General features: G+C 63.6%; 16 protein-coding genes. 13 read left to right on the top strand and 3 right to left on the bottom strand.

Translation table 11 applies throughout. The features are described 5' to 3' along the window. Window positions 1-32 precede the first annotated feature (32 nt). Window positions 33-428, top strand: a complete 396-nt coding sequence (locus tag ACQS5P_RS04090) for a GxxExxY protein (RefSeq protein WP_428939634.1) — start codon at window positions 33-35, stop codon at window positions 426-428. Window positions 429-487: 59 nt separating this feature from the next. Next, window positions 488-1,321: a sugar phosphate isomerase/epimerase family protein gene (locus tag ACQS5P_RS04085; RefSeq protein ID WP_428939633.1), complete on the top strand. Its 834-nt coding sequence runs from the start codon at window positions 488-490 to the stop codon at window positions 1,319-1,321. Between the two features lie 28 nt (window positions 1,322-1,349). Here the strand turns inward: ACQS5P_RS04085 and ACQS5P_RS04080 are convergent, their stop codons facing one another. Then, entirely contained in the window at window positions 1,350-2,159 is an 810-nt protein-coding gene (locus tag ACQS5P_RS04080) for a cupin domain-containing protein (RefSeq protein WP_428939632.1), read from the bottom strand. Next, on the bottom strand, window positions 2,156-3,187 hold the full coding sequence (locus ACQS5P_RS04075) for a Gfo/Idh/MocA family protein (RefSeq protein WP_428939631.1): 1,032 nt from the start codon (window positions 3,185-3,187) through the stop codon (window positions 2,156-2,158). Before ACQS5P_RS04075 ends, ACQS5P_RS04080 begins: the two co-directional genes overlap by 4 nt. Before the next feature lie 164 nt (window positions 3,188-3,351). On the opposite strand from ACQS5P_RS04075, the gene ACQS5P_RS04070 reads away from it, so the two are divergent. Then, a complete protein-coding gene (locus tag ACQS5P_RS04070; RefSeq protein ID WP_428939630.1) occupies window positions 3,352-4,581 on the top strand; it encodes a Gfo/Idh/MocA family protein in 1,230 nt (409 codons plus the stop codon). Between the two features lie 62 nt (window positions 4,582-4,643). Next, on the top strand, window positions 4,644-5,909 hold the full coding sequence (locus ACQS5P_RS04065; RefSeq protein ID WP_428939629.1) for a hypothetical protein: 1,266 nt from the start codon (window positions 4,644-4,646) through the stop codon (window positions 5,907-5,909). Between the two features lie 33 nt (window positions 5,910-5,942). Here ACQS5P_RS04065 and ACQS5P_RS04060 read toward each other — a convergent pair whose 3' ends face one another. Continuing rightward, a complete protein-coding gene (locus ACQS5P_RS04060; RefSeq protein WP_428939628.1) occupies window positions 5,943-7,805 on the bottom strand; it encodes an FG-GAP-like repeat-containing protein in 1,863 nt (620 codons plus the stop codon). Between the two features lie 974 nt (window positions 7,806-8,779). On the opposite strand from ACQS5P_RS04060, the gene nusG reads away from it, so the two are divergent. The 9 genes from nusG (at window position 8,780) to ACQS5P_RS04015 (ending at window position 18,286) form a co-directional block, all read left to right on the top strand. After that, on the top strand, window positions 8,780-9,346 hold the full coding sequence (gene nusG, locus ACQS5P_RS04055; protein ID WP_428939627.1) for a transcription termination/antitermination protein NusG: 567 nt from the start codon (window positions 8,780-8,782) through the stop codon (window positions 9,344-9,346). 279 nt (window positions 9,347-9,625) lie between these two features. Continuing rightward, window positions 9,626-11,398, top strand: a complete 1,773-nt coding sequence (locus tag ACQS5P_RS04050; RefSeq protein WP_428939626.1) for a hypothetical protein — start codon at window positions 9,626-9,628, stop codon at window positions 11,396-11,398. Continuing rightward, window positions 11,395-12,144, top strand: a complete 750-nt coding sequence (locus ACQS5P_RS04045) for a methyltransferase domain-containing protein (RefSeq protein ID WP_428939625.1) — start codon at window positions 11,395-11,397, stop codon at window positions 12,142-12,144. The genes ACQS5P_RS04050 and ACQS5P_RS04045 overlap by 4 nt, the downstream gene beginning before the upstream one ends. A gap of 2 nt (window positions 12,145-12,146) precedes the next feature. Continuing rightward, a complete protein-coding gene (locus tag ACQS5P_RS04040; RefSeq protein ID WP_428939624.1) occupies window positions 12,147-13,037 on the top strand; it encodes a glycosyltransferase family 2 protein in 891 nt (296 codons plus the stop codon). Between the two features lie 7 nt (window positions 13,038-13,044). Then, window positions 13,045-14,046, top strand: coding sequence for a glycosyltransferase family 2 protein (locus tag ACQS5P_RS04035; protein WP_428939623.1), 1,002 nt, complete (start codon window positions 13,045-13,047; stop codon window positions 14,044-14,046). A gap of 52 nt (window positions 14,047-14,098) precedes the next feature. Further along, a complete protein-coding gene (locus ACQS5P_RS04030) occupies window positions 14,099-14,872 on the top strand; it encodes a hypothetical protein (protein WP_428939622.1) in 774 nt (257 codons plus the stop codon). A gap of 6 nt (window positions 14,873-14,878) precedes the next feature. Then, a complete protein-coding gene (locus tag ACQS5P_RS04025) occupies window positions 14,879-15,838 on the top strand; it encodes a glycosyltransferase family 2 protein (RefSeq protein ID WP_428939621.1) in 960 nt (319 codons plus the stop codon). Between the two features lie 42 nt (window positions 15,839-15,880). After that, on the top strand, window positions 15,881-16,744 hold the full coding sequence (locus tag ACQS5P_RS04020; RefSeq protein ID WP_428939620.1) for a class I SAM-dependent methyltransferase: 864 nt from the start codon (window positions 15,881-15,883) through the stop codon (window positions 16,742-16,744). Between the two features lie 36 nt (window positions 16,745-16,780). Then, window positions 16,781-18,286, top strand: coding sequence for a hypothetical protein (locus ACQS5P_RS04015; protein WP_428939619.1), 1,506 nt, complete (start codon window positions 16,781-16,783; stop codon window positions 18,284-18,286). Window positions 18,287-18,318: the final 32 nt, after the last annotated feature.

Below are 18,318 nucleotides of genomic sequence, written 5' to 3'. Positions count from 1 at the left end.
ATTCGTGCACGCGCGAAGAAAGGAGAGTCTACATGGTCTTTGGCGACACAACATCGGCGGAGATCGAGCGAGTGGCGACGCAGATCGTGGACGCGGCCTTCAAGATTCATTCGAAGCTCGGACCTGGCTTGCTCGAGTCTGCGTATCTGGTTGTAATGGTCTACGAACTCACCAGGCGGGGTCTTCGGGTCGAAAGAGAGGTGCCAGTGCCCGTAGTGTACGAAGAAGTACATCTCGATGCCGGTTATCGGCTCGACCTGCTTGTCGATGGCTGTGTTATCGTAGAACTGAAGGCCGTGGAAAGGCTCCATCCGGTGCACGAAGCTCAACTCATCACGTACCTGAAGCTGACCGGAAAGCGTCTGGGTATCCTGATTAACTTCAACGCAAGACTGATCAAGGACGGCATCAAGCGAGTGATCCTGTAATACCAGGACCCACTTCGTGCCTTCGTGTCTTCGTGGTTCAAATCTGATCCGGACTACTGATGACCGCTCAACCTCTCACCGACCTCTCACGTCTGGCGATTCATACGATGACCAACAAGCCCTGGTCGCTGCGGCAGTGCATCGACGGCTACAGCCGCGCGGGGATCAGGGGTATCTCCGTCTGGCGAAATGTGCTGGAGCCGATCGGCGCGCGGCAGGCCGGGCAGATGCTGCGCGATGCGGGCATGGATGTGGTGGCGCTGGTTCGAGGCGGATTCTTCCCGGCGTTCGAGCAGTCCAAACGTCAGGCGGCGATTGACGACAACCGCCGCGCCATCGACGACGCCGCCGAGATTGGCGCGAAGATGGTCGTGCTGGTGTGCGGCGCCGTGCCGGGGATGCCGCTGCCGGAGGCGAGAAAACAGATTCACGACGGCATCGCGACAGTGCTTCCACACGCCGAGGCGCGAGAGGTTCAGCTCGCCATCGAGCCGCTTCATCCCATGTACGCCGCCGACCGCTCCGCCATCAACCGCATGGCCGAGGCGCGGCAGATCTGCCAATCGCTTCGCAGCCCCTGGCTGGGGATCGCCTGCGACGTCTATCACGTCTGGTGGGATCCGGATCTACAGGCGGAGATCGAGCTGGCCGGCAAACAGAAAACGCTGTTCGCGTTCCACATCTGCGACTGGCGGGTTGAGACCCGCGACCTGCTGAACGACCGCGGCCTGATGGGCGAGGGCTGCATCCCGCTGCGCCAAATCCGCTCGTGGGTCGAGGCCGCCGGCTTCAAAGGCTACAACGAGGTCGAGATCTTCTCGACGGAGAAATGGGCGTTGGATCAGGCCGAGTACGTCGAGCAGATCAAACGGGCGTACCTGGAGTGCAGTTAGACGATCACCCTTCGTCGAGGCATCGGGCTCACTGTCGGCGCAGTCCGGCCGTCAAGGCATGGATGCTTGTATCGACTCGGACACTAACCAGGCGATCGAGCTGTCGCAGCCGACCGCACATGCCCAAGGTCTCAGGCTGGCCGGGTTCGCACACGCCGGCCAAGTCGGAACCGAGCATGTGGGGCAGGGCATCCAGCCGCCTGCGGCTCAGCGTGGCGGCGGCGACGGGGCCGCTTTCGATGGCCGCGGCAAGCCGCTGGCGTTGCCTGGCCAGATCCGACAGGTGCACGTCGATGAATCGCCGCAACTCCGCTTCCCACTTGGCGCGATCCGTTGTCCACAATTGCCTGAAGCTGACATAGGCACGCACCGCCTCATCGCGCCGCCGCAGCGCGCCCTCGATGCCTTGTTCGCTTGCCAGCATCATGAGCTGCTGGTATCGCCGCGGATCGGCATCCACCTCGGGTCCGAACCAGACCCGCGCGTCGCCGCGCTCCGCCAGCCCGGCGTTGGCAATGATCGCCAGCACCTCCAGGCTTCCATCATGGTTGATCAGGCGATGCACGACGTTGGCGGAGAACTGCACGTACGCGCCCGGTTGCAGCTCGACGGTGTGAAAGCCTTGCGAGAGGCTGTGCAGCTCGACGGCGCCGCGGCCGCCAACGCAGTAATACGCCTCATCCGTCAGCCCGTGCACGTGGGGACAACCGCTGTGCAATCCGTCCGGGGCGGCGCGATCGGCATACACGCGCACCAGAGTCAGGCTCACGCCGCCGATGGTTGCGGGCCCGGCGGCCAACTGGCTCGTCGCTGCATGATTCAGATTTGAATCACTCATGTCCTGGATTCGCCTTGCTGATCGATTTCCCGACGGTAGACGCGCCTGCCGGTGGTGATCGCCCGGACCATCATTTCGCACATGGCCATCACCTGGAGGTTGTTTCGCGCGCTGATTCCGGGTTCCACGCCCTCGGTGACGTAGCGGTAGAAATCCGCCAGCACGCCCGCCTGCCCGGGGGCTTCGACGCGAGGCACGACCTGGGCCGGCCGCGTGCCGAACTGCTCGGTGGGACGCTGGCTGAAGTGGATTTCGCCGGCGTCGTTCAGCCACAGTGCTCCCCGCTGGCCGTGAAGTGAAACGACCAGTTGTCCGCGCGAGGCGTCGTGCGTGTGACAGTAGTTGACGGTGGTGCCGTTGGCCATGCGAATGATGGCGCTGGTGTTGTTGTCATGGGGATAAGCCGACCACGGCGCCGCGAAGCTGGCCGCCTGCATCCATTCCGCCGGCCCGAACCACGCCAGCAGGTTGTCAAAATGGTGGCAGGACATGTCCCAGACCGAGGCGAACGGGTAGGTGAGCGTTCGCGGTTCCGGTCGGACGCGGTGCTGGACGTAATCCATGCAATACACGAAGCCGGTGTGCGCCGGATGCGATGGATCGCTGATGCAGCTCAGGATCGTGCGTTCCATCGGTCCGTAACGGTAGTTCTGCGCGATGCAGACCGGCACGCCCGCCTGCTCGACGGCGCGGACAAACTCGACGGCGCTGGCGAAGTCGGGCGCCATGCCCTTTTCCACCAGTACCGGCAATCGTTTACTCAACGCCAGCTTCGTCAGCGGAAGATGAAATCGCGTCGGAGCGCAGATGATCACGCAGTCGGCCTGCACCTGCTCCAGCGCTTGCTGCGCGTCGTTGAAACATGCCGACTCAGGCAGCCCCACTCGCGCCCGAGCCTCCTGCAACGCCTGTTGCGAGATATCCACCAGGGCGACGGGACGAAAGCCGCGCTGCGGCGTGCATAGTGTAAGCGGCCACACGCCCCGATTCGCCACTCCGATATGGATCGATCGAAGAACCCTGAGCATCTGTCTTCCGGATTGTCAGGCAGCAGGTCCGCCTTGGCAAGGCGATCGAACACTGCGGCGTGTGCACGGCAGGCGAGCATGGCAATTTCCGTCCGAGATGGCATCGACACGCACATCCCGACCCGTGCTTCATCCCCGCGCGTTCTTTTCGTACACTGCTGGCCATGAGCGATCAGCCGATTCGTTTCGGACACGTGGGGCTGGGAGGGTGGGGCGGTTCCATGTGCGACAAGCTGCTGGCCGAGAGCGACGCCCCGGATTCGCGGCTGAAGATGGTGGTGGCGTGCGATCCGGAGCCGGATCGATTTCCTGAGCGGGTTCGCGAGCTTCAGCGGCGGGGGATTGTGGTGGTTCGGACGCTTCAGGAGGTGCTGGAGCGCGACATCGATACGGTCTATCTGCCCGTGCCGATCGAATTGCATCGCAGTTTTACTGAGCAGTCGCTGCGTGCCGGCAAGGCGGTGCTGTGCGAGAAGCCTGCCGCCGGTGCTGTGGACGATGTGGATGCGATGATCGCCGCCCGCGATGCCGCGGGTCTGCCCGTGGCCATTGCGTATCAGGACGTGTATCAATCCGCGGTTCAGCAGATCAAGCGGCGGTTGCTCAGCGGTGAGTTCGGCGCGATACGGCGCGCCACGGTGCTGGCCTGCTGGCCGCGAAGTCAGCGGTACTATGGCCGCAACACCTGGGCCGGGCGGCTGCGGAAAAACGGGCACTGGATCCTGGACAGCCCCGCCTGCAACGCCATGGCCCATTTCATCCACCTGGCGCTGTTTCTGCTGGGTCCCAGTGAGACCGAGTCGGCCAACCCGCAGCGCGTCGAGGCGGAGTTGTACCGCGCCAACCCGATCGAGAATTACGATACGTGCAGCCTGCGGGTGCGTCTGGCCGGCGGGTCGGAAATGCTCGTGGCCCTCACCCACGCGTGCGTGCAGCAGATTCAGGCCAGGGTCGAGCTGATCACTGAGCGTGGGCAGATCACCTACGCGCTGGGCCGGCAGATCGAGATCCGTACCGCCCAGCGGACCGAGACGCTGGCGCTTCAGCGTGGCACCGGGGGGATCATGCTCCGCACGTTGCAGGAATGGCGTCAGGGCCGGCACGATCGGATCGGCGGCACGCTGGAGATGGCCCGCGCGCATACGGTCGTGATCAACGCCGCCTCGCAGGCCGCCCCGGTCGTGCAGCTTCCCGAGTCGCTGGTGCAGATCGCCACGGACGAGTACGGCTCGGCGCTGCGATACGTGCCGGGAATCGAGTCGGCGTTGCGACAGAGCATCGCCGAGGGGAAAATGCTTCACGAATCCGGCCTGGTGAACTGGTCGGTCCCCGCCGCCTGCATCGACTGCGCCGACTATCGCACATTCGCCGGGCCGGCGCAGTCGCCGGGCTGATCCGGCCTGATCCGTCTGTGCAGACATTTGCCCAGGCCCCCGGCGGCATCTAGAACAGCGTTATGCTCGATGCGATCTGGCTGCTTGCCCAGGCGCCTGCGGCGCCCAACACCGGCCCCAGCGCCGCCACCGTGCTGTATCTGACGCTGCTGTTCATTTTCGTCACGGCGATCGTGACGGCGGTGGCGACCAAGTGGTCGCGCGACAAGTGCCTGAAGTTCTTTCACCGCTACCACGTGACCCTGGAGCGGACGCGCGGACAGACGATCTGGGGAATGCTCAAGGTCTTTTCCTCCGGGGTGGAGATCGTCTACGACCATCCGTATATCGATCCGCGCGGAAGAAAGAAGACCAGCTTCATGATCTATCAGCCGGAGCTGGAGCAGCAACTGCTCAGCCTGCTGCGATATCACGACGAGCTGGACGAGCAGGCGCAGCAGAGACGGCGGCGGCAGGTGCATCGGACGTTCAATCCCGGTCCGATGCGGCGGATGTGGCGTGGGGTGCGCAACTTCGTCAACACCCTTCGCGACGCGTTCAACGCCGCCATCGGCGCCGCCGTCGGACAGTACCAGCGCATGAACCCCGCCAGCGCCATCCTCACTACGCAGGCTGGCTCGGTGACTCAGATCGGCCAGACGCTGCTCGGTAAATTCGCTGGCAATGCCTACGAGCCGCTGCTGGAGCAGTACATCGGCCAGCCGGTGATTCTGGATGTGGCCGATCCGATCAATCCGAACAACGCGACGGTGCAGTACGCGGGCTATCTGGCGGACTACACGCAGAGCTTTGTGGCGATTTTCAATGTGGAGCACACGACCGGCGAACAGATCGTGCTGACGCTGCCGGATGTTGAGCGTGGCGAGCCCCTGCCGCCGTTGCCGCCCCCACCTCCGCCGGGCGCGCCCCCGCCGGTTCTTCCGCCCCCGTTGAAGCTGGAGCACGAGCTGGCGGTTCGTGTGGACGGATATCGGATGAAGATCCAGAATCTGAGGCACGATCCTGTGGTGGTCCGGCGGCTGGAGCGGGAGGGATTTGAGCCGCTGGTGCTGGGGATGGTGATTCCGCCCAATGGCACGCTGGATCTTCCGGCGCGTGACGCCCGCGGCGGACGGTTGTACATCGAGATCGTCCGTTGCCTGGACGTGGTGGCGCCGCGCAAGTTCGCCACCGTCCGCCACGCCGGGGAACTGGTGGAGCGACGCGGTTTCGTGGATGAGCTGGAGCAGAATCTGGATCGTCTGCCGCTGGTTCCCAAGCTCTTCCGTGCCAACAACAACAGCGGCCAGACAAATCTCGCGCAGAGCACTTCGAATCGAACAAGATAGGCGAGCTGGCAGCGCCGCAGGCAGGCGCGGCGGCTACACAGGCCGGGCTTCGATCGCACTGCCGCTGACTTGAAGACGATAGCCCGTTCCAGGCGCTGCGGAGCCGGCGTAGATCACGCGCACGATGTATTGCCCCGGGGCAAGCGCCATTTGCATGATCGGGGATGCGGCAGCGGCGCGCCGAACGTGCGCCAGGCGATTGCCGCGGGCGTCGAGCAACTGAAGCCCGACATCATCGATCATTCCCGACATCGCCAGACTGATGCGCATCGACGATCGCAGAGTAAAGCCAAAAAAATCATTGCGGTCGTCAGGTCCAAGGTAGTCGCTGATGAGGCGCGATGTGCCGGCGCCGATGCGTCCGATGGAGCGGGCGGCGGCGAGGCTGTTGCCGGCGTCGGTGGCGGCGACGCTGAAGTTGCCCAGATGCGCCGCGGGCGCGGCGTTGCCGGCCGTGTCGGTCACCTGTCGTGGCCTCAGCTCGACCCGGTAGCTTCCGTTGTCAGCAGGTTTCCAGAACCTGGCGGGCGGAGTGACGCGGTAGGTGGCGGTGATGGCGGCCCGCGAGTGTTCGACCGTTCGCACGAGCCTTGCGCGCTGGCGATAGCTTTGCGGACCAGTTACCACGATCTCAAGACCGTCAATCGAGTCGCTCTTCAGTGCGGCGTCGTCGCGGAACACGACGGAGAAATCATGCCGGGTTCCACCACTGGCGGTGATCGTGGGGATGGCTCGCAGCGAGGCTGTCGGCGCGGCATTGTCGGACAGGAACAGGTTCAGCGCGCGGCCCTGCTCGCAGACGACGGCCACATCCGCCATGCCGTCGCGGTTGAAATCACCGGCGATCAGCGAGCGCGGACCGGGCGACGTTTCATACAGCGCCGCAGGCGCCAGCGAAAGCTGGCCGCCGTCGGCGTGCTCATTCATGTACACGCTCAACGCGTCATCCAGCGAGCTGAGCACGAGCAGATCGGGGCGACGGTTGCGATCCAGGTCGACGACGCCGACGAATGTAGGTCCGTCGCCAGCGGCAACAGCGGCCTGCGCGCGGAACGTGCCGTCGCCGTTGCCCAGCCACAAGGTGATATTGTCGGCGACGAGATTGGCGCTGACCAGATCGGTGATTCCATCGGCATTCAGATCCGTGGCGGCGATGGAAGTGGGACCCGCGCCGGTAGGGTATGAGCTGTTGGCTGCACGAGCGAAGCTGCCCCGGCCGGAGCCCAGCAGGATGTGGAGTCTGTCGGCGAAGAAGTCGATCCCGGCCAGGTCGCTGCGTCCATCGCGGTTGAAGTCGGCGACGACCAGATCGCTGGGGATGAAGTCCAGCGGTGCGTGAACGGCGGCGCGGAAAGTTCCGTCGCCGTTGCCGGGCAGAATGGACAGGACCTTCTCGAAGCTGCGTGTGAGGGCGATTTCGACATGGCCGTCATTGTTGAAGTCGCCGAAGACCAGCGAGCGCGCGCCGCTGGCGGCGCGAAAGGAGGCCGACGCGAAGGCAAAGTTTCCGCGGGCGCTCAGGACGCTGATCAGGCCGGCGTTGAAGCTGGTGGCGACGATATCGAGCAGGTTGTCATGGTTGAGATCGCGAACGGCGACGAAATCGGGCCCGAAGGGCAGTGGAAGGTCGATGGGAGTCGTAGCCGCGAACTTCTGGATATCGGCGTTGCCGGGAAAGAGGCTGAGGCTCGGCGAATCGAAGCTGGAGACGAGCAGATCGAGCTGTCCGTCGCGGTTGAAGTCGCCACGGGTGATGAACTGGGGCGGCTTTGCCAGTGGCAGGGGGATGCCCGCGGCCAGCGGTGCTGTTGCCAGCAGCACGCGCGCTTCCAGGTGTTCACAGTGAACCGGCGGCGCGGGCAGGCGGTGGAGGGATTTGTGAATATAGTGAAGCACCCCATAACCTCATATAAGACTTCTGAGTATGAATATGGCGTCATGCAAACATAGAGTGATCCTAACTTTGGAAGGGAATCTGGCAAAGCAAATCCTCATTTGGCAGGAGCGATTGATACCTGTTTGCACCAGGCACGTGGGTGCGTCGGGGCGGTGCGTTGCCCAATTCAGGGTCCGGAAAAGTTGTTGCATTCGCTGGTTGAGCGTCGCATAATATGCCGGTCGCACGGAAGCGAACAGACCGCCTCGAAGCGTTGGGAGGTCACACTCAGAAGCGTCGGCGTTGAGCCGACTGAGCGCTGAATCGGGTTGTGAACTGGTCGTGGGTGAAATCCGGTGAGGCGCGGTGGTGTGACGTGAGATGCTGTTCGAGGGCAGAAGTGCAGTCGCTGACCCGAAGCCGTCGCTGGGGTCGGCAAAGTTGGTGGTGTGTTCGCCTTAGCGGCACAGGCCTTGAAGCTAGCGCCAGCGCCCGCGCGTCGCTCCGGGGGCATGAAGACGAGCTTAAGGCTGGAGAACAACCGGCGCGAGAGCGGAGGGAATTGGAGTTGAACATGTCATGATGCAGCCGTGGCAGGTGATCGGCTTGCCGAATTCCTGGCAGGATCGATTCGACCGCGGGTCGGGTGGCCCGGAGGATCGATTGGTATTTGGTGGGCAACACGCGGCTGTGAATCCGGTAGTACTGATCTAGCAATTGACAATGAAGGGGTGAGGTGGCGCGCGCATGCGATGCGGCATGGCGTCCAGAGCGCCTCACCGTCTGGATTGAACGTGCCACATGCACGACGTCTGGGGTGCCAGACGTTGGATGCCGTTGTTCGACTTTCCGCTGGCCCGCAGAGCTAATTCGCGGCGGCGGAAGGCATCGCACGCAGGGCACCGCACGGAACGCGGAGCATCGAGCGTCATCGAGCCGCGGCGTCAGGCAGACGGATCAAGGATGATCGCACTACGGAATCGAGGGCTTTGGGATGTTGGCCGTAGCTCAGCGAGCATCTGCTGATCGACCATCCACAGTCTGCGCATTTCCCGAACGCGAAGCTGGGGAGTGGCATGTCCTGCATACGCTCAGTCGGCAGGAAAAGGCCTTGGCCGAGGAACTGACCAACTTGGGGATCGCCCATTTTCTGCCCCTGGTTCGGCAGATTCGCTATTACGGACGGCGAAAGGTGGAGGTCGAGTTGCCGCTGTTCACCTGTTACTTGTTTCTTCGCGGTTCGCGGGAGGACGCGTTCCGCGCCGACCGCACCCGCCGGGTAGCCAACATCCTGCCGGTTTGCGATCAGGATCGCCTGGACTGGGAATTGAGAAATCTGCATCTGGCGCTGTCGCGTAACGCGGTGCTGGATCCGTACCCATATCTGGTGCGCGGCGCGCGGGTGCAGGTTAGAGCCGGACCATTTCGCGGCCTGGAAGGGATCGTCGATCGTCGGGTGAAGCCGAATCGACTGATCTTGCAGGTCGAAATGCTCGGCAGGGCAGTCAGCTTGGAAGTGGATGCGGCGTTGCTGGACGTTCTGGAAGCGTCGGTAGCGTAACTGACTGCCCTGACATGTCTTAGGGGCGTTTGCGCATCAACGCGCAGGAGGGAAGCGCAGTTGACGGGGGCGGAGCCTTGGCTGTTAATGGACCTTACAGACCGAAAATCCTCACAAAAAACAAATTTCCGACAGATCCGCAGTTGTGTATCGGTCGTACTCCGGTTAGCTGTACTGTTCGCGGCTATCTTATCCACCCTCTCCAGTTACCCGATGCTACGGGTGACGTTCCTCCGAGATGGTGGGACAGCGTTGTGCGATCAACCGGAGTCTACACCCATGCTCAAGCGCTCTTGCGGCACTACCTATTCGTATCCAAGGCAGGCTAAGGCATACCGATTCAACCGCACCCGCACCCGTTCCGGGAGCAGCGACCTGGCCGTCGCAGCCGGGTATGCACGGCTCTTCGAGAGTCTTGAGAGCCGTCGGCTGCTCTCAGCATCGCTGCTGGAGGCGACGGCGATCCAGGAACCCAATACGGTGGACCAATTGCTGGAACTGGCCTCGGGTAAGCAGAAGAACGAGTTGACACTTCAATCCACCACTTCCGGGTCTGCTACGTCAAGTCCGACGCCCCTGAGCGCTCCGACGATGCTTAAGACCGGACTACAGCCCCCGCCAGCAAACGTGATCACCCAGCCGGGCAGCGGCAGCGAATCCGGCAGCGGGCCGGGTTCACGCTCGCCAGCCGATTTCCGCTACGTGCTTCGGCCCGGAACCGGTTTCACGGGACCGACCGCGACGCCAGCAGCGCGCGGCACGGGGCTGGGGGCGACCCGACCTGCAATCGCGGACTGGGACGCAGTGCCGTATCAGAGCTTCAGCGGTGCTCTGAACGTTGGGGTGGTGGCGTTCCACATCAACGAAGCGGGAATCGAGAGGGTCGATTTCTCGGCCAACGGTGGACCGTGGACCAGCGTGCGGGAAATGGCGCTGAACCCGCAGACCAGGGTGGTGGAGTACTTCGCGACGTTGCGGGCCGAGCTGTTCAGCACCGGACCGGTCGAAGTGCGGGCGATCGCGTATCCGACGGTTGGCCAGCCGGTCGTGCTTGAGCCATTGAAGCTGTACGCGGACCCGAACGACACCTTTGCGGCTCGGACGCGATACGTCTCGACGTCGGGCAGCGACACGACCGGCAACGGCACCGCCGCGGCGCCGTTCCGCACCGTCGCCAAGGCCGCGTCGTCGCTCCAGTCGCAGTACGGCAACGCCGACGGCGGGACGATCTACCTCGGCGCCGGAACCTGGGATGGCGGCACAGGCGCCGTCTCTACGCCGAATACGTATCTCACGCTCAAGGCCGCTCCAGGCCTGGCGCGGTCGGCCGTCACCATCAACAGCTTCTCGGGTACGCCGCCGACGAAAATTCGCGTGGACGGTGTGACGATCAAGACGTCGATCCCGAACCTGACGGTGACGAATCCGCGCTACGCGTGGTACAGCAACAGCGACATGCGTGGTGACAGTCGGGCCGACAACATCAACTGGTCGCAGACGCTGTGGACGGGCAGCGGGCAGAACTTCGTGGTCACCACCTACGCAACCGACGTGCACATTTACAACGTGCTGGACGGATTCCGCCATGGCCGGCTGATCCGCAACGCCACGGTCAACGGCATCGGCTCAAACTTCTTCTCCGACACCAAGACGGTGATCAACGTGACCGCCTATGACGTGGATCCGAGTGGAATCAACCCCAGTGATCCGCCGCATCCGGATGTTTACCAGGCTTACTCGACGCGTCGCGACATCATCATCTATGGCCTGACGGCAACGCAGGATCTGGCGTATGCCCGCGGGCTGGCGATGGACAACGGCCTGCACAACGTGGCGATCGTGAATGCCAACGTGGACAATCGTCCGGCGTGGGGCGCGGTCTTTGAGTTCGGCAACCGAAGCGGCGGCGACACCGACAACGTGCTGATCAAGGATTGTTCGTTCGCGGGCGGCGCCCTGTGGAACACGCCCGGACCCACCAGCAACTTCGTGATCGAGAACACGACGTTCACGAATCCGCCGGGTCCGTTGGCGGGCGTCATCTACCGGTGAGTTGGATCCAACAGACTGGCCAGGCGGGGGGTGTGATCAATCTCCGCGCGCTGGGAGACTGGCACAACCCCGCCTCGCTGGCCAATCGCCTGCGCAATCGCCGCTTTGCGCTGCTGGAAGCGGTCCTGCGACCGTTGCCTCGTCCGGTTCGGATCATCGATATCGGCGGGACGGTGGCCTACTGGGAGATGCGCGGTTCCGCCGGGCGCGATGAGTACCAGATCACGCTGGTCAACCTCACCGCCGCTTCGAGCAATTACGGCAACATCCGCTGCCAGGTCGGCGACGGCACATGCCTGCGGGAGTACGCAGACAAGAGCTTCGACGTGGCGTTTTCCAATTCGGTCATCGAGCACGTCGGCGAATATGATGCCCAGCAACGGATGGCGCAAGAGGTTCAGCGCGTAGCACGCGGATACTGGGTGCAGACCCCCAACTTCTGGTTCCCCCTGGAGCCGCACTTCCTGTTTCCCGGCTGGCAGTGGCTTCCTCACGCGGCGCGGGTGGCGTTGATCCAGCGCCGCGCGTTCGGCTGGAACGGACGGTGCAGCGACCGCGCGATGGCCAACCGCGTCGTCAGCAATGCCAACCTTCTCTCTCGCCGCGACCTGTGCCGGCTGTTTCCTGACGCACTGCTCGTCCCGGAGCGGTTCTGCGGCCTGGTCAAGTCCTGGATTGCCATCGGCGGAACGCTGGCGGACAACCTCAACGCATTGCGACAGCGACAGGAATTGGCGCGAGCGTGAATATGTTGAAGATCAGTATCGTCACGCCGTCGTACCAGCAGGCCCCATACCTGGAAGAGACCATTCGCTCGGTTCTGGATCAGCGCTATCCGGAACTGGAATACATCGTGGTGGACGGCGGCAGCACCGATGGCAGCGTCGAGATCATCCGCAAATACGCCGATCGACTGGCGTGGTGGGTCAGCGAGCGAGACAACGGACACGCGCACGCGATCAACAAAGGGCTTCGCCGCGCCACCGGCGACATCGTCGCCTACCTCAACAGCGATGATGTGCTGCTGCCCGGCACGTTGTTCAAGGTCGCCGACGAGTTCCAGCGCGATCCCCGCTGCCGCTGGCTCACGGGACGATTCGTTTTCTTCGGCGATCAGATCGATCACAGCCTCTATCACTTCGTGAAGGTTCCGCGGCACCCGGGCGGATGGTTCGGACGCGATCAGATCGCCCAGCCTGCAACCTTCTGGCGGCGCGAGCTGATGGAACGGCACGGGTATTTCGACGAGAGCTTTCGCTACGGCATGGATTACGAATACTGGGTGCGGCTGGCGGTCGGCGGTGAGCGATGCAAGTTCGTCGATTACCCATTTGCCGGCTACCGCCTGCATTCGATGAGCAAGACGGTCGCCCAGGCCGATCGCTTTGCCGCCGACAATCAGCGGATCCGCGACACCTACCTGCCACGACTGAGCTGGCTCGAGCGCCGCCGCGCCAAGCTGTCAATCCTCTACGAAGACTCGATCCGTCATTACACCGAGGTCCGCGCGCTGATCGTCCAGGGCCGGTCGCTGGCCGCAACGCGCCGGCTGCTCCAGACGGCCTGGCACTACCCGTCCACGATCCCGACACGATGGTTCCTGGGCACCGTCCGCCGTCTGCTGCTTCCCGAATCCTGAACAGCTCATGTTGCTCAGCGTCGTCATCCCTACCTATAACCGCGCGCAGATCGTCATCCGCGCCATCGACAGCGCGCTGGCACAAACGCTGCCGCCGGACGAAATCATCGTTGTGGACGATGGCTCGACCGACGGCACGTGTGAGCTGCTCCACAGCCGCTACCGTGATGCTCGGATTCGAGTCGTCCGCCAGGCCAACGCGGGCGTCAGCGCTGCGCGGAACGCAGGTGTCCGCGCGGCGCGTGGCCAGTGGATCGCGTTCCTCGATTCGGATGATGAATGGCATCCTCAGAAACTGGCAACGCAGATCCGCGACGTGACCCGGTGCACAGACCTGCGTGTCCATGTCGCCAACGGCGCCTATCGACTCGACGACGGCACCGACGTCGATCTGCTTCAGATGCGTGGCCGATCGTATCGCAGTGCGCTCCAGGAAGGGCCGGTCATGATCGAGCGACCGCTGCACGATGTGTTGCGCTGTTGCTTTCTGATCCAGGGATGCATGGTGCGGCGAGACGCGCTGCTGGAGGCCGGCCTGTTCGACACGCAGTTGCCGATTCTGGAAGACCTGGACCTGTACGGGCGGCTGGCACAATACGCGCCGTGGGGCGTTTCGCCGACGCCGATGGTCTACGTCTTTCGCCGCGGCGAGCCGACGCACAACCTTTCGTTCCTCGGCGTGCAGGATCGCGCTTTGGCCAACGAATGCCTGATCCGGGTTTTGGAGAAGCTCAAGGCGGCGGATGGCTGGCTGGACGACGAAATGTACATGCTCGAGCAGTTGCTCAGCGGCGCCCGCTACGCGCTGGCCATCGAGCGATTTGGCCAGGGGCGCAGGACCGAGGCTCGCGATCATCTCATCCAGTCGATGCGGGACCACCGTTCGCTGGCGTCGTGGAGCCGCGCCGCCCTGGCGCTGTTGCTGGGGCGAGTTGGAATGGAGGTGGTCCGCAGGCTCCAGCAGAAACGAAGGACTGCGGATGGGGCGGTGAGTATTCCCGGACGCTGATCCGCCCCGCTCAGCACAACCACATCGAAACGTGGCACCGATGCAGCGAAGAATGGCAGTGATTGCCGCAGTGAATGACGAGCAGATCCTGGCGGCAAATCTGGCTCGCTCGCCCATGCTCCAGGATGGAACGATCCGGCTGATCGTGGAGCGTGGGCACGCTGGCGCGGCGTCGGCATACAACGCGGGCCTTGCCCGCAGCGTCGTGGACGTGGCCATCTTCGCGCACCAGGACGTCTACTTTCCGCGCGGCTGGCAGGACAAACTGAACGACGCAATCGATTCACTGGAAGAGGCGGGCCACCGATGGGCAGTCCTGGGCGTGTGGGGCATTCGTCACGACGGCCGATTCGCCGGGCACGTCTGGTGCAGCGGCGGAAACCGCGAGTACCACGTTCGCGTGGACGGGCCGACCGAAGTCGCTTCTATTGACGAGGTGGTGATCGTGCTCAATTGTGCCACCGGCCTGAGGTTTGATCAGCGGCTGCCCGGCTTTCACCTGTACGCGACCGACCTTGCCTGCACTGCCCGCCAGCGAGGCTTGGGAACGTTCGTCTTCGACGCCCCGGTCGTGCACAATTCTCACTGGGACCCGCAATTGGACGTGGGTTACTTCCGCGCCTACCGGTTCATGGCCCGCAAATGGGCGGCGCAGCTTCCGCTGCTGACGTGCGTGCTGCCGGTGGAGCGAGTCCCCTGGCGGCTGTACCAGCGTTGGATCAAGTTTGAACTGATCCGATTGTGTGGCCGAATCCGCTCGTTTCCGCGTCACCCCGATCCGCGCCTGCTGGCGCGGGCGCTGCGGTATGAACCTGAGCTGGATTGAGCACCGATGCTGCTCAAGAATGCAACCGCCGTTCCGCTTCGCCCCGCTTCCGCTGATCGGATTGGCGCACAGGTTCGGCCGGCCGGTGTGGTCTCGGTCGTCATCCGTGTCCGCAACGCCGCATCAGACCTGCGCCGATGCCTTGCGGCCCTGCGCCGACAGGTTCTGCCGCCGGGAGCGCAACTGCAGATCATCGTGGTAGACAACGAGTCCAGCGACAATTCGGCGGCGGTGGCGCGACGGTTTGGGGCCGAAGTCGTGACCATTTCCGTCCAGCAGTTCTCGTGGGGACGAGCTCTGAACCTCGGCATTGCCGCGTCGCGGGGCGAAGTCGTACTGCTGCTCTCCGCCGATGCGTGTCCCACTGACGAAATCTGGCTGATCGAGATGCTGCGCCCACTGTCGGATCGGAGCGTTTGCGCCAGTTTCGGGAGACAGATGCCTCGGCCTGATGCGCCGCTGGACGAGATTGCCCGCCTGGAACGAATGTTTCCCGCGACTGCCGCGGATGGGCAACCGCTGATAGCCCCGTCCAACGCATGCGCCGCCATTCGCAGAAGCGCCTGGGAGCAGGCTCGATTTGACGAGACAATCGCGGCGGCAGAGGAGCGACCCTGGATGCAGGCAATGTCGCGATTGGGATACCGCTGTGTCTACGTTCCGTCGGCGCGTGTCCTGCATTCTCATCGCGACCCGCTGTTTCGGTTCGCCCTGCGCCTTATAGAACTGGAAGCGCGCACGCGCGGACGACAGAACGCATGGCTGCGAATTCACGAGCTGGTCCACTGCGCTGCCGCGCTGGTCAAACGCCGCGTTGTCAACCTCGCCATCACGCAAGCTCAGTGGCGGGTGAGAATCGAGGCGTTGATGCGCCTGCCGTGCGAAATCGGCGTCATCTTCTTCCTGGGGATCCTGGGGCGAAACGCCCGCTTGTGGCATCTGCTTCGCGGCCCGGCATGGGGCTGAGACCCTGGCGCTGGTCAATCCGTCTTACTGGAGATCGCTTCCGTGCCAACGGTGCTGAACAACAGAAGCCAGTGGAACGATACGTACGACTGGAGCGAGGGCGGCGAGGAATGGTCGCGTGAGTGGGGCGGGGCCGACATGCAGTGGTTCGGCACGCTCCTGCCGCGATTGCATGTATTCCTGCCGGTCGGCACGATCCTGGAACTGGCCCCCGGGTTTGGCAGGTGGACGCACTTTCTCAAGGATCATTGCAGGAGGCTGATTGCCGTGGATCTGTCGGAAAAGTGCATTCAGGCATGCAGGCGTCGCTTTGCCGCCAGTCCACACGTCGAGTGTCATGTCAACGACGGCAAATCGCTGGAAATGGTGCCCGACGGGTCCGTCGATCTGGTCTTCAGCTTTGATTCGCTGGTTCACGTTGAAGATGACGTCATCGGAGCCTACCTGCAACAGTTGGCGATCAAGATGCGCCCCGACGCCGTAGGGTTCATTCACCACTCGAACCTGGCCGAGTGTCTGGCCAAGCATCGCTGGCTGCGCAGCACACGGCTGGGACAGAAGCTGGGACGCAGGCTGGGGCTGATAGAGCGTTTTGAGCACTGGCGTGGCCGGAGCATGAGCGCTGCACGATTCGAGCGGCTGGCCACGGACGCCGGGCTTCGATGCATCGCCCAGGAGACGTTCCCGTGGCACGGCATGCGTCATCCGATCGACTGCATCTCGACGTTCACGCCGATGCGATCGCGATGGGCACGCCCCAACCGGGTCTACCGGAATCTGCGGTTCCTCGACGAGGCACAAAGCTGGCGTGTGTTGGCGGGGCTGTATGGGGCGAGTTCGATGGCGACCACCGGCAGCGCGGATCCATCAGTTTCGCCGCAGCGATCGATGCTGGTGCATACCTAACCCGGGGCACGCGGCAGGCCGCTTCGTAGACGAGTCATGCCCACTGGTGCATTTAAACAGGCTTTCGAAGACCAGACGACGCTGCACCCGGTTGCACTGGCGGTGTTGATCCTGCTCAGCGCGCTGATGCTCGTCGTGCCCCGACGCTACGCGGTCTGGCCCCTTGTGGCACTGGCCTGCTTCATCGCGCCAGCGCAGCGCATCGTCATCTTCTCGGCCGACTTCAGCTTCCTCCGCATCATGGTGATCGTCGGCATGATTCGCGTCATGCTCAAAAACGAGTGGAGCGGGATCACCTGGCGATTGCTGGATTTTCTGCTGATTGCATGGGCGGCGGTGGGGACGGTGGCGTACACGGTCCAGCATGCCGAACTGAGCGCCCTGATCAACCGCATGGGACGCAACTTCGAGGGTATCGGGCTTTATCTGCTGCTGCGATTCCTCATCCGCGACTGGCGCGACCTGGAGTCAGCGGTGACGGCGCTCATCCTTGCCAGCATCCCCGTGGTCTTCTGCATGCTCATCGAGAAGTCCACCGCACGCAATCTGTTCGCGGTGCTGGGCGGCGTGCCGGAATTCACGCTCGTCCGCGAGGGCCGCGTCCGGTGCCAGGGACCCTTTCCGCATCCCATTATCGCGGGTTGCTTCTTCGGCACTCTGGTGCCGTTGCTGGTGGCGGGAGCGTGGCGCAGGGGCAGGCGATTGATCTCGCTGATCGGAACCGGGTCATTCCTGTCCGCGGTGGTGCTTTCGGCGTCCAGCACGCCGGTGATGTCCGTCATCTTCGGCGTCGTCGGTGCCTGCTTTTTCTTCCTGCGGCACTACATGCGGCTGGTGCGATGGGGCATGCTGCTGCTGCTGATCGCGTTGCACCTGTCCATGCGGCATCCGGTCTGGCACCTGATTGCACGCATCGATATCTCCGGCGGCTCGACGGGCTGGCACCGCTACCTGCTCATCCAGCAGACGATCGACCACTTCGAGGAGTGGTGGCTGGTCGGGACGAATGACACCGGACACTGGGCCGACGGCCTGGGCGACGTCACCAACCAGTTCATCCTGGAAGCAGTCACCGGCGGCATGCTGACGCTGGCGTTGTTTGTGGCGGTGGTCGTCGTCGCATTCGCCCAGAGCGGGAGATTGTGGCGACTCGCCGGCAACGACCGTCGCGGCGTGGTGCTCGGTTGGGCTCTGGGCGTCACCATGTTCGTGCACACGATGAACTTCATCGCCGTCAGCTACTTCGGGCAGATCAATCTCGTGTGGTACCTGACGCTGGCGGCGATCGGGACTCTGAGCTCAGCACCGGCGGTGGCGTGTGCCGCGACCACCGCCGCGCGGGAGCGGCGCGCCTGGTCGGATGCGCCCGCGCTGGCCGCGGGCGGCATTATCCACGTGAGCGCCAGGCCCCAACAGCGGCGTCCGCCGCGACCGCCTCGTCAGTCCACCGGACCCGCAAATAGCCCTGCTGATCTTGATGATGCCCTGCTGTTGTCCGAAAGCAATAACGGGGGCCGCGCATTCTCCTCAATCCGATCGTGAATCTCTGATGGCCCGAACTCTGGCATCTGCTG

Origin of the sequence: Fontivita pretiosa, assembly GCF_050410795.1 — a bacterium.
Classification (GTDB): domain Bacteria; phylum Planctomycetota; class Phycisphaerae; order Tepidisphaerales; family Tepidisphaeraceae; genus Fontivita; species Fontivita pretiosa.
This window is presented reverse-complemented; position numbering and strand designations above follow the sequence as displayed.

What these genes read in the sequence shown, in the direction of transcription:
- nusG (WP_428939627.1), top strand. Translation starts at nt 8,780, where the DNA reads ATGTTGGCCGTAGCTCAGCGAGCATCTGCTGATCGACCATCCACAGTC.
- ACQS5P_RS04040 (WP_428939624.1), top strand. Translation starts at nt 12,147, where the DNA reads ATGTTGAAGATCAGTATCGTCACGCCGTCGTACCAGCAGGCCCCATAC.
- ACQS5P_RS04050 (WP_428939626.1), top strand. Translation starts at nt 9,626, where the DNA reads ATGCTCAAGCGCTCTTGCGGCACTACCTATTCGTATCCAAGGCAGGCT.
- ACQS5P_RS04070 (WP_428939630.1), top strand. Translation starts at nt 3,352, where the DNA reads ATGAGCGATCAGCCGATTCGTTTCGGACACGTGGGGCTGGGAGGGTGG.
- ACQS5P_RS04075 (WP_428939631.1), bottom strand. Translation starts at nt 3,187, where the DNA reads ATGCTCAGGGTTCTTCGATCGATCCATATCGGAGTGGCGAATCGGGGC.
- ACQS5P_RS04080 (WP_428939632.1), bottom strand. Translation starts at nt 2,159, where the DNA reads ATGAGTGATTCAAATCTGAATCATGCAGCGACGAGCCAGTTGGCCGCC.
- ACQS5P_RS04025 (WP_428939621.1), top strand. Translation starts at nt 14,879, where the DNA reads ATGCTGCTCAAGAATGCAACCGCCGTTCCGCTTCGCCCCGCTTCCGCT.
- ACQS5P_RS04035 (WP_428939623.1), top strand. Translation starts at nt 13,045, where the DNA reads ATGTTGCTCAGCGTCGTCATCCCTACCTATAACCGCGCGCAGATCGTC.
- ACQS5P_RS04030 (WP_428939622.1), top strand. Translation starts at nt 14,099, where the DNA reads ATGGCAGTGATTGCCGCAGTGAATGACGAGCAGATCCTGGCGGCAAAT.
- ACQS5P_RS04015 (WP_428939619.1), top strand. Translation starts at nt 16,781, where the DNA reads ATGCCCACTGGTGCATTTAAACAGGCTTTCGAAGACCAGACGACGCTG.
- ACQS5P_RS04085 (WP_428939633.1), top strand. Translation starts at nt 488, where the DNA reads ATGACCGCTCAACCTCTCACCGACCTCTCACGTCTGGCGATTCATACG.
- ACQS5P_RS04090 (WP_428939634.1), top strand. Translation starts at nt 33, where the DNA reads ATGGTCTTTGGCGACACAACATCGGCGGAGATCGAGCGAGTGGCGACG.
- ACQS5P_RS04065 (WP_428939629.1), top strand. Translation starts at nt 4,644, where the DNA reads ATGCTCGATGCGATCTGGCTGCTTGCCCAGGCGCCTGCGGCGCCCAAC.